Genomic DNA, 404 nt, shown 5'->3' on the forward strand with positions numbered 1-404 from the left:
TAAGAAAAGCAGGGCTTAGTGAGAGCGAATATAACAGATTTGATAGGCAAATTAACTTATTTAAGCCTGTATCAGGTAATTTTGACAATGCTCTTTTAGCTAACTCCAAATTGAAAGATGCTAAGATAACTATAGCTGGTTTGGGTGGATGCGGGAGCTATGTTTTTTATACATTATCTGCAATGGGTGTAGGACACATTAAAAGCTATGATTTTGATATTGTTGAAGAATCAAATTTGTCTAGGCAAATACTCTATAATTATAATGACTTAGGGAAAAAAAAGGTTGATGTTGTTAGAGATAAAGCGCCCTATATTAGCCCTTCAACTCAATATGCGTTCTACGATGAAAAAATAGATAGTATAGAGAAGGCATGCCGTCTGTTTGAAGGAGCTGATCTTGTT

1 protein-coding gene is annotated in these 404 nt (G+C 34.7%); it reads left to right on the forward strand.

The window, feature by feature from the left end; translation table 11 throughout:
• On the forward strand, nucleotides 1–404 hold a 404-nt coding region (locus J7R05_RS08640; protein WP_208541909.1), incomplete at both ends, for a HesA/MoeB/ThiF family protein.

Origin of the sequence: Bartonella capreoli (assembly GCF_902813205.1) — a bacterium.
GTDB classification, from domain to species: domain Bacteria; phylum Pseudomonadota; class Alphaproteobacteria; order Rhizobiales; family Rhizobiaceae; genus Bartonella; species Bartonella schoenbuchensis.